This window comes from Furfurilactobacillus entadae (genome assembly GCF_045862745.1).
GTDB lineage: Bacteria > Bacillota > Bacilli > Lactobacillales > Lactobacillaceae > Furfurilactobacillus > Furfurilactobacillus entadae.
Map to the genome: position 1 here is coordinate 1 of NZ_BQXN01000038.1, position 8863 is coordinate 8863.

At 42.4% G+C, this 8863-nt stretch carries 15 protein-coding genes, 13 tRNA genes and 1 rRNA gene; 8 read left to right on the forward strand and 21 right to left on the reverse strand.

Going from position 1 to position 8863, the window contains the following annotated elements; genetic code table 11:
* From ACKTR5_RS11280 to ACKTR5_RS11295, 4 genes are all read right to left on the reverse strand, one after another.
* Positions 1-343, reverse strand: a 343-nt coding sequence (locus tag ACKTR5_RS11280) for a siphovirus Gp157 family protein (RefSeq protein WP_407881589.1), incomplete at its 3' end; no start/stop codon positions are given.
* Complete coding sequence (locus tag ACKTR5_RS11285; RefSeq protein ID WP_407881591.1) at positions 343-681, reverse strand: hypothetical protein; 339 nt, start codon at positions 679-681, stop codon at positions 343-345. The genes ACKTR5_RS11285 and ACKTR5_RS11280, both read right to left, overlap by 1 nt.
* Positions 674-895, reverse strand: coding sequence for a hypothetical protein (locus ACKTR5_RS11290; protein WP_407881593.1), 222 nt, complete (start codon positions 893-895; stop codon positions 674-676). Before ACKTR5_RS11290 ends, ACKTR5_RS11285 begins: the two co-directional genes overlap by 8 nt.
* Before the next feature lie 133 nt (positions 896-1028).
* The gene (locus ACKTR5_RS11295) at positions 1029-1190 is read right to left on the reverse strand and encodes a hypothetical protein (protein ID WP_407881595.1); all 162 of its coding nucleotides are present in this window, start codon (positions 1188-1190) and stop codon (positions 1029-1031) included.
* Between the two features lie 57 nt (positions 1191-1247).
* Between ACKTR5_RS11295 and ACKTR5_RS11300 the strand changes: the two genes are divergently transcribed.
* Positions 1248-1916 (forward strand): hypothetical protein, encoded by a 669-nt coding sequence (locus tag ACKTR5_RS11300; RefSeq protein ID WP_407881597.1) that lies wholly within the window; start codon positions 1248-1250, stop codon positions 1914-1916.
* 33 nt (positions 1917-1949) lie between these two features.
* Here ACKTR5_RS11300 and ACKTR5_RS11305 read toward each other — a convergent pair whose 3' ends face one another.
* The 4 genes from ACKTR5_RS11305 to ACKTR5_RS11320 form a co-directional block, all read right to left on the reverse strand.
* The gene (locus ACKTR5_RS11305) at positions 1950-2120 is read right to left on the reverse strand and encodes a hypothetical protein (RefSeq protein WP_407881599.1); all 171 of its coding nucleotides are present in this window, start codon (positions 2118-2120) and stop codon (positions 1950-1952) included.
* Between the two features lie 82 nt (positions 2121-2202).
* Positions 2203-2415, reverse strand: a complete 213-nt coding sequence (locus ACKTR5_RS11310) for a hypothetical protein (protein WP_407881601.1) — start codon at positions 2413-2415, stop codon at positions 2203-2205.
* Between the two features lie 40 nt (positions 2416-2455).
* The gene (locus ACKTR5_RS11315; protein ID WP_407881602.1) at positions 2456-3154 is read right to left on the reverse strand and encodes a BRO family protein; all 699 of its coding nucleotides are present in this window, start codon (positions 3152-3154) and stop codon (positions 2456-2458) included.
* 28 nt (positions 3155-3182) lie between these two features.
* Positions 3183-3419 (reverse strand): helix-turn-helix transcriptional regulator, encoded by a 237-nt coding sequence (locus ACKTR5_RS11320; protein WP_407881603.1) that lies wholly within the window; start codon positions 3417-3419, stop codon positions 3183-3185.
* A 153-nt stretch (positions 3420-3572) separates the two neighbouring features.
* On the opposite strand from ACKTR5_RS11320, the gene ACKTR5_RS11325 reads away from it, so the two are divergent.
* The 7 genes from ACKTR5_RS11325 to ACKTR5_RS11355 all read left to right on the forward strand — a co-directional run bounded on the left by ACKTR5_RS11325 (position 3573) and on the right by ACKTR5_RS11355 (position 7414).
* The gene (locus ACKTR5_RS11325; protein ID WP_407881604.1) at positions 3573-3917 is read left to right on the forward strand and encodes a helix-turn-helix domain-containing protein; all 345 of its coding nucleotides are present in this window, start codon (positions 3573-3575) and stop codon (positions 3915-3917) included.
* Positions 3918-3932: 15 nt separating this feature from the next.
* A complete protein-coding gene (locus tag ACKTR5_RS11330; protein WP_407881605.1) occupies positions 3933-4391 on the forward strand; it encodes an ImmA/IrrE family metallo-endopeptidase in 459 nt (152 codons plus the stop codon).
* Positions 4392-4452: 61 nt separating this feature from the next.
* A complete protein-coding gene (locus ACKTR5_RS11335) occupies positions 4453-4944 on the forward strand; it encodes an SHOCT domain-containing protein (RefSeq protein WP_407881607.1) in 492 nt (163 codons plus the stop codon).
* Positions 4945-5028: 84 nt separating this feature from the next.
* Complete coding sequence (locus ACKTR5_RS11340) at positions 5029-5202, forward strand: hypothetical protein (RefSeq protein WP_407881608.1); 174 nt, start codon at positions 5029-5031, stop codon at positions 5200-5202.
* Between the two features lie 29 nt (positions 5203-5231).
* A tRNA-Ile gene (locus ACKTR5_RS11345) sits at positions 5232-5305 on the forward strand.
* A 183-nt stretch (positions 5306-5488) separates the two neighbouring features.
* The gene (locus tag ACKTR5_RS11350) at positions 5489-6001 is read left to right on the forward strand and encodes a hypothetical protein (RefSeq protein ID WP_407881610.1); all 513 of its coding nucleotides are present in this window, start codon (positions 5489-5491) and stop codon (positions 5999-6001) included.
* Between the two features lie 255 nt (positions 6002-6256).
* On the forward strand, positions 6257-7414 hold the full coding sequence (locus tag ACKTR5_RS11355; protein ID WP_407881612.1) for a site-specific integrase: 1158 nt from the start codon (positions 6257-6259) through the stop codon (positions 7412-7414).
* Between the two features lie 242 nt (positions 7415-7656).
* Here the strand turns inward: ACKTR5_RS11355 and ACKTR5_RS11360 are convergent.
* From ACKTR5_RS11360 to rrf, 13 genes are all read right to left on the reverse strand, one after another.
* Positions 7657-7742: transfer RNA gene (locus tag ACKTR5_RS11360), tRNA-Leu, on the reverse strand.
* 37 nt (positions 7743-7779) lie between these two features.
* Positions 7780-7850, reverse strand: a tRNA-Cys gene (locus tag ACKTR5_RS11365).
* Between the two features lie 18 nt (positions 7851-7868).
* A tRNA-Gln gene (locus ACKTR5_RS11370) sits at positions 7869-7940 on the reverse strand.
* Between the two features lie 7 nt (positions 7941-7947).
* Positions 7948-8020, reverse strand: a tRNA-His gene (locus ACKTR5_RS11375).
* Between the two features lie 16 nt (positions 8021-8036).
* A tRNA-Trp gene (locus ACKTR5_RS11380) sits at positions 8037-8107 on the reverse strand.
* Positions 8108-8112: 5 nt separating this feature from the next.
* Positions 8113-8193, reverse strand: a tRNA-Tyr gene (locus tag ACKTR5_RS11385).
* Positions 8194-8201: 8 nt separating this feature from the next.
* Positions 8202-8274 (reverse strand) — tRNA-Phe (locus ACKTR5_RS11390).
* Between the two features lie 32 nt (positions 8275-8306).
* A tRNA-Asp gene (locus ACKTR5_RS11395) sits at positions 8307-8380 on the reverse strand.
* Positions 8381-8389: 9 nt separating this feature from the next.
* Positions 8390-8462, reverse strand: a tRNA-Val gene (locus tag ACKTR5_RS11400).
* Positions 8463-8474: 12 nt separating this feature from the next.
* Positions 8475-8547: transfer RNA gene (locus ACKTR5_RS11405), tRNA-Glu, on the reverse strand.
* 6 nt (positions 8548-8553) lie between these two features.
* Positions 8554-8645: transfer RNA gene (locus ACKTR5_RS11410), tRNA-Ser, on the reverse strand.
* A 15-nt stretch (positions 8646-8660) separates the two neighbouring features.
* A tRNA-Asn gene (locus ACKTR5_RS11415) sits at positions 8661-8733 on the reverse strand.
* Between the two features lie 5 nt (positions 8734-8738).
* Positions 8739-8855 (reverse strand): 5S ribosomal RNA (rrf, locus tag ACKTR5_RS11420).
* Positions 8856-8863 lie beyond the last annotated feature (8 nt).

The following is an 8863-nucleotide window of genomic DNA, read 5'->3' on the forward strand; positions in this document are numbered from 1 at the left end:
TAACAACCATCTTCACCGGATTCTTACGAATCTTGCTGGTGGCCTTCACATTTTCAATTGCAGTGATGTTCGCCACGTTCATCGAGTTCAGTAGGGACTGTGACATGTGCTTTTTGTTGCCGGCTAACCGTTTACGGTAGGCTTGCAGACGTTTGATCTCCTTGTCGGCCATATCAATGCGACCATCAAGTTCTTTGGCTACAATCCCATAGCTAACGCCTTTATCCTCAATACCACCTTGAATGGATTCCAAAGTGTCCTGGATAACCTGTTGGTCATCAGATTCTTCAAGCAACGCCAACACTTGCTGATAGCTGTTAGTTAGTTCATACATCGTTGCCATTAAGCTGCATCCCCTTCGTTGATTTGCTTTGCGCCAAGATCTTCTAACAATTCAAATGCGGTTTCATACCCGCCATCTTGAAACAGCATACTAACCAGGTTAGTGCCTTGTTGGATTTTCAACACTGCTAAGATTTGATGGAATTTACGTTCAAGAACCCGTTTTAACAGGTCATCTGCGTCTTCTGACTTGAAGTTATACTCATGGCCATCTAGCATTAATTGGTACACGTCGTCACACGTATATAACGCGTAGCCTTTAAAGTCACGGTCGAAAAGCACACGATCATCGACTGGCTCACCGACCATACTGTTTTCTAAATCTCGTGGATTAGTCATTAGCGGCCTCCCTTAATTCTTTTAGGTAGCTGTTAACCTCGTCATAGATCAGCGTTGCCATTTGCATTTGTCCAGCTTTGTGCTCCGACAAGCTGTGTGTTGCCATTAGCTGACTTTTCAACGGGTCAATTCTGTTTTCCAAAATCGTAATGAAATGCTCCGTCGTTTCAATTTGCGCTTGCGCTACGTATTTATTTGCTTCTTCTAAATTCATTTGCTTTTACCGCCCTTTCGGTAGATAATGTTCTCGATTAAAATTTTTGTTAGTGGCCGACCAGCATTGCAGTGCTGATTGGCCTTTTTGTGTGGCTGCATAGACTGCACGCCAATTGTTAGTAGCTTTGTGTTCATTTGCGCTCCTTATCTAGTTCAACCCGTGCTTGCCACTTGTTAACTTGGAGTAATTCATTGTGGTAAAGTTCGCCCAGCATATTAGCTTTTTCGATGTGTTCATTCAGTTCTCTAAAGTTAGTAATACGAAAGCCTACTTTTAGTTCTTCGATTTCCATTTGCTCGCCTCCTTTCATGTGAGATAATGAAGGCAACAATTATAGAAGGTGTTTTTAATGACGAATGAATACAATGCGAAGCCTACATTTAATCCTTCAATAACAATTAAAGCTGAATTACTTAATCACTCGAAACTGGATACTAATTTATTGACCAAATTTAGCTCAGCCGAGTATCTCGACAAACTGTCGCTATCTATTGATCACTTAGACGTTTCAAAAGAGCTTTCCTCTACCCTTGTTGCAATACAAAAATTCGGGACTACAGTTCCAGAGATGACTCTTTTTTCACCTCAAACTATTGAAAACACCACGTTAGTTCAATCAATTAAAAACATTTCAAAAATCGATTTACCTGTTTCATTACTTAATTCCCATGAATTTCTTGAAGTAGCTTTTCCAGCCACTGCTACCATTACCGAACCCATTGAGCATCCATCTGACGATAGAAAAGATGAAAGCAAAGAACGGATAAACGACGCTGAAACTCAGGAAATAATAAACAAAATTCATGAACCCACTCATGTAAAGGATTTCCTCCTTTTCTCATCTGTTCTAAAAAAGATTGCGCCAAGTGAACGCTTCTTTAACGATTACATATGGGAAAGATTACTCGACGTTACTATAGCCGGCGTAGTATTTCACCCAGCTGAAACGATTGCATGGCTAGAAAAGGTAATCGCATTTATCATTAGTTACGTTCAGCATCACCCACATATGGGATAAACTGTCGTCAGCCATTCGGCTGGCGTTTTTTATTTACAAGTGACAAAGTAATTTGTCCCAGGCATTATCTAGCCAGTTGATGACTCGTTCAGCGTGATCGCCAAACGTTGACCACACCACAACCCCGCCGCCGACCAGTAATGCAAATGTCCAGTAAGTGCTTGAATCAGCCATGATGGCTTGTAGTACATGCGCTGTTATCATATTGAATAACTCCCTTTGACCCGCCCAGATCATTAGTTAGTCCTCCTCCGTTTTCCTGTCATGAAAAGCCGTCTGCCTACGCTTAGTTCGTTTTCTGAAACTTCTTCATGAATTTGACGACTTCACTCGCCCAATAACGCCGACCATCTACGCCATAATCCATATATGGCAGGCCCGCCTTGTAATGCCATTGGTTATCCCAAATCTTCTTGCTCATGTGTAATACGTCGTTAAGCAATGTGCTTTCATCTACCATTTCATCCGGCGGTGGTCCAGTAAACTTTTTCAATGCCATATATTGGCCCGCTTTCTAATCTGCTTTTTATAGCTGTTTTTTAATCAAAAAGTCTTTCCTGTGCGTTGGCTTTCTGAATTGCTAACCGCATTTCAGTGTCCGGTGCCCACATTTCAATGAAGTTCATTGCTTCACTGAATTGAATCCGTGGCAACTCACTGTATCGTGGTAACTGGAAATGCTTCTTAAAGTCATGCCAACATTGCTGGAAACCTCGACGACCAATGGTCACGTATGCTGCTGAATCCTTGCCACCTAATGCCGTAAGCACACGTTTAGTAACAGCGTCCTTTAGCTGCATTTCCTGCGGGCCTGAAACTCGCATAGTATCTTCTAACGTGGTCAACCGATCATCAATTTCAGCAGTGGCTTGTAATGCCAAATGTGCTTGCTCGGTCGCAGATAATGGTCGTTGCCGATACTGGCCAGTTTTGCGAATTGATGGTAAAACTTCGCTGGTGACCCACTGTTTAAATCGTTTTGCCGCTGGTAAATGACTACCAAAGATCAACGAGTACACACCAGATTCGGTAATGACTGTCATTATTTGATTTCCACCAGGGGTCTTAAATTCGCCGACCCCTTTGTCCTCTTCATCGACATGTGTTCTAATCGCGTCTGCGGACCGTTGATACCCAAGTACAGTTGCCACATCTTTACCGACAAACATTGGTTCGCCGTCTTCAATAACCGTCCGGACTTTGCTTCCTTCAAAATTAAAGTTTTGTAATTCGTTCATGTGTACACCCTTCTTTCAAATCAAAAAATCATAAGTTTTTAAGCTTATCGCTTAAAGCAATACTATTTCCAAAAAAAATTTGGTCTTTTGGGTACTTGTAAACTCGCGAGATTGTATCTGTGATGTTAAAAGGGATTTCACTTGCATCTTTTTCCCATCTTGCTAATGTACTGCGGTCAACACCAATCGCTTTTCCGGCTTCATTTTGAGTCATTCCCATGCGAGCTCGAAGTGCCTTTAAAGTCATTCGTTCTTCATCTGCCATCTACTCACCTCCTTTGCTTGTGTAAATAGAATACATCGCTTAAAGCGATAATGCAACAACAATATTACTTTAAGCTATATTATTTTTACTAAATGAGTTGAAAATACCACAAAAAGTGATACGATATCACCATACATATATAGGAGAATAAAAATGGCAATTCAGAATGACGACAAACTGAAAATGGTTATTTCAAAAAACCTAAAGCATTATCGTGAGCTAAAAAATGAAACTTCTATCGAGCTGGCTGAGCAAATCGGCGTGTCTCAATCAACAATCAGCGACTGGGAACGTGGCCAAAAAATGCCAAGGTCTGGATCAATGCAGAAGCTAGCCGATCATTTCGAGATAAGTATGGACGATCTAGTTTCTGATAAAACGAAAACACAAACTGCTGATTTGATAGCCGCCCATATTGATGACGACGCTAGTCCAGAAGAAGTTAAGCAGATTTTGGATTATATTGATTATATTAAATCAAAACATCAAGATGATTAAAGGTGGTGTATAACGTTGCTCAAATCTGAAATTTTAATGAATCGTTTTTCTGGTATTCATTTTACTTTTGATCCGCACTTTCCGAATCTTACGTCTGCTTTAACGTTTAACACAACTGTTTATTTGAATCCCGCCATGTCTGAAATACATCAAGTCGAAGTGCTAGCTGAAGAAATCGGGCATGTTGAAACTTCTGTCGGAAACATTACTGACTACAGTAATCCAAAAAACTGGCAACAAGAATTACGCGCCAGAAAACGTGGCTATGAAATTGCTGTGCCTATTGATGAACTCGGTAGAGCTTTGTCAAATGATATAGATAATATTGACAGCTTGGCCGGATATTTTGGTGTATCACCCGAATATACAATTGCGGCCATCCAATACTATGTAGATAAATACGGTCAAACTGTAGAGACCGACAACTATTTGATAGAACTTGATCCTGCACTAAATGCCACAATGCTTCGCTAACAATGCAGTCCAAACACTAATGACATTAAAAGCTGAAAGCATAGAAAGGCGTGTAATACTTATGAAAAAAGAACTCACCGTTAAAGGAACCAATGGAACAATTGTTGCAGATAATGAAAAAGTCACTATCTCCAGAAAAGGTGCTGGTGCTTTCATTACCCAAGGCATTAAAGGTGATAGAACGATTTATTACCAAGACTTAAAAGCTGTTGAATACAGGAATCCTACGATGTTAGCTAACGGTTACCTTCAACTAATCACCAATGCAGAACTTGCTACCAACCAAAAGGTAAGCCTTTTGGGGTCCAGTACAAAGGCCATGCGTGATGAAAACACAGTGATTCTGCGTGCTTTTAAAAAGCAAACTGTTACAGACGCTCAAAATGTTTACGATTTTATTCAAGAGAATATTCATAACCTTAAAACGTCTCAAACCACACCTAATTCTGTTTCTGATGCTGATGAGATTGCCAAATTCAAAACGCTCTTGGATTCTGGTGCAATCACAGAAGAAGAATTCGAAGCTAAAAAGAAACAGCTTCTCAAGCTGTAAATTACATACCTTTCAGGTGTGCCGAGTCCAAGCATTTGTTGAAACATTCTTAAAAAATACGAATTATTGAAGTAGGAGAACTTTATGACCCAGCCAATTGATATTAGACCTATTCTTTTACGCACAGCAGCTGAATTATTAGCTGGTGGACCAACAACACAATTTGGATATACCTATAGCGGTGAAGAAGCTGTTCAAAAAGGTTATGATCTGGTTGCTATAGTGCAGTATTTCGACAGACAATTTTCGCATAAATAAAAAAGCCCACCCTCTCGGATGGACTTTGCGGACCTATAGCTCAGTTGGTTAGAGCAGACGGCTCATAACCGTCCGGTCGTTGGTTCGAGTCCAACTAGGTCCATTGCTAGTAGCACCCCTATGTTCTCACCGTCCTTGTTCCCCCCGAACTATGGATTACCAATTAGCTACTAGTAGGTTTCCGTGACAGATCGTCATCAGGTGTGCAACTCGCCTGGCGGAAGTTTTAGTTTAAGTCCAAAGACTGACTGACTATAAAAGCTGAAATCATTCTAGGGGTTTTAACATGAAAAAAATAGTGACATTATCAACTATCATGCTCGCCACTATCACTCTTGCAGCATGTGGCAACAGTAGTCGTACTACCAAAGCAAGTAGTTCAAACTCATCGAGATCAAGTAAACCATCAAGTCATGCAGCAAAATCCGAGCACAAAAAATCACAATCTGAAGGTTCCACGTCTTCTATTAGTTCATCTATCACGAACCAATCTAGTGAAGTGGATGCTTCTAGCTCCCAGAGTTCTCAAACCTCGTCAGCAGAATCCAATAGCGATGAGTCTGCCTGGGTAGTGCACAATGCTGACGAAGCCACACAGTTAATAACACAAAAATTAGGTGATCAAGGTTGGTCTGTTGTTGGTGGAACATTTGGTGGTGCTCATTCCGGTTATGATGAAAATGGCAATCCCAACCCCAACCCCGCTCCAAAAGGATATATTCCATATATTTCTCTGAATAATAACCAGGGTGATTTTTATACAGTGTCTGCTAAAGGGGATATCACCAAGCAGAACTAACACCCGTTTAGTGTCTAACTTTTTTGTATTCTCCGAGCGTTTCTCTTCAAGAGGAATGTCTAAATTTAACTACAATTAATGATTGCAAACTAAAAAAGCACACATCCCCTCCCGCCAAGAAGAAAGATGTGTGCCAGTTAGATAACACGTTATCCACGTGTGCTTTTCGAATACTATTTTACTTGAAAGAAGGTGATACAACAACCCTTTCAAATTTGCCGTCTGCCTACGCGCAATCGAAAGGAAGAAAATAATATGGCTAGTTTTATCAAACGTGGTACAGGATGGCAGGTAAAGATTGCCTACCAGGATAACGGTTCAAAGAAGTGGTTAACGAAACAAGGATTCAAAACTAAGAGTGAAGCTAGAGCTTTTGCAGTTGAACAGGAAGCTAAAATGCTTAAGAGTATCAACTTGGGGCAGTCAACGCAGCGCTTTGTTGATTATTACATGAATTGGTACAAGACATTTAAAGAGCCCATTATTGCACCAGCTACAAAGCGGCGTTACCGATCTACCATTAATACGCTCATGGCCTATTTCCCAGTGCAAAACATTGGCGACATCACCCGTACTGACTACCAAGAAATGTTGAATAGCTTTGCGTATGGCAGTAACGGTGGTCAACCACATGCTAAATCTAGCGTTCAGAAGCTTAATGTGCAGATTCGGGAATGTGTACGCGACGCTATCCAAGATAGCGTCATTGATAAAGACTTCACCTATAATGCCACTCTCGGCGGTTCTAAGGGCCGTGACGAGCGTTCCAAGTATTTAGACGAAGATGAGATGATCAAACTACTCAACGCCGTACAAAAGTCCCCTAGTGCGCAACATGTCGTCCGTGCAATGATTACCACTGCTCTTTATACTGGTTTACGAATTGGTGAAGTTGCTGGATTGACTTGGGACGACATTAATTTTAATTTTAAAACGGTTGATATTAATAAATCATGGGATTTTCAAGTGTATGGGTTCAAGCCTACTAAGAATGAAGCTTCTAAACGGATAATCCGTGTAAATGATGAGTTGCTATCATTCTTACATGACTTTAAGATCAGTCAATCACTATATGAATTTAGTAATCCGCGTAATTCAGTTTTTATCACTACACGCGGTTGGGTTCCCGATTCAACAGCCACTACCAAAGAACTAAACCAATTATGTAAGCAACTCGACATTAACCGCATTACCTTTCATGGTTTGCGGCATACACACGCTAGTTACCTGTTATCCACTGGGTCCACAATTGAGTACGTCTCACAACGCTTAGGCCACGCGTCAATTCAAACGACCCTAAGCACATATTCACACTTGTTAAAGAACCACAAACGTGCCGAAGATGGCCAGGCTCTTGCTTCTCTAAGCCAAGCAGTCGGGAATAAGCAAAAAATTCAAAAGTTAGAAAGCTGAAACCCCTTGCTAGAGTAAGGCTCATCATGGGTGTGTTTCCCTAAAGTTTCCCTTTTACCCCCTAAAACGATCAAAGGGAAACAAAAAGGGAAACTTCCTAGCTATCTGGAGCCATTTTCAGCGATGTATAGGCACGAACATAGCATTTAACGTAACACCTAGAAACACTGTTACACCGGCGCTAACGCCGGTACATAGGTATTTCAAAGGCACAAAAAAAGACCCCATGAAGGGGTCCAAGATGCCGCCGGTGGGGGTCGAACCCACACTTCCGGTAAAGGAAACTGGATTTTGAGTCCAGCGCGTCTGCCAATTCCGCCACAGCGGCATAATTATCAAACTGTTACACGCCCTTTCGACGTGAAAGGTGGTAACCGGATTTGAACCGGTGATGAAGGTTTTGCAGACCTCTGCCTTACCACTTGGCTATACCACCATGATGACCAAATCCTAACTGGGATAGCTGGATTCGAACCAGCGCATGACGGAGTCAAAGTCCGTTGCCTTACCACTTGGCTATATCCCAATAAAAGGGCGGTATGTGAGAATCGAACTCACGCGTGCTGGATCCACAAACCAGTGTGTTAACCACTTCACCAATACCGCCATAATATTTAATAAGCAGGGATAGCAGGAATCGAACCCGCACCGGCGGTTTTGGAGACCGACGTTCTACCGTTAAACTATATCCCTATAAATGGCGGAAGTTGGATTCGAACCAACGAACCTTTCGGGGCGGTTTTACAGACCGCTGCGTTTAGCCACTTCGCTATTCCGCCATAACAAATGGCGCGGGACGGAATCGAACCGCCGACACATGGAGCTTCAATCCATTGCTCTACCGACTGAGCTACCGAGCCATACCTGCTATTACTACTATTAAGATGGATAACGGTCCCAACGAGACTCGAACTCGTGATCTCCTGCGTGACAGGCAGGCGTCCTAACCAACTGGACCATGGGACCATCATGAAATGGAAGATACAGGGCTCGAACCTGTGACCCTCTGCTTGTAAGGCAGACGCTCTCCCAACTGAGCTAATCTTCCATAATGTTAAATTGACCCCTACGGGATTCGAACCCATGTTACCGCCGTGAAAGGGCGGTGTCTTAAACCACTTGACCAAGGGGTCATAAAACGGAGAGTAAGGGATTCGAACCCTTGAAGCAGGTTGTTACCCGCTTACATCATTTCCAGTGATGCTCCTTCGGCCAACTCGGACAACTCTCCATTTTCACTTGTCAACTCCGGCAGGCGGGCTCGAACCGTCGACAACCTGATTAACAGTCAGGTGCTCTACCAACTGAGCTATGCCGGAATAATGCATGGCGACGGCCTACCCTCGCAGGGAGCGATCCCCCAACTACTCTTGGCGCGACAAAGCTTAACTTCCGTGTTCGGCATGGGAACGGGTGTATCCTTTGTGCCATCATCACCACACTATTGAG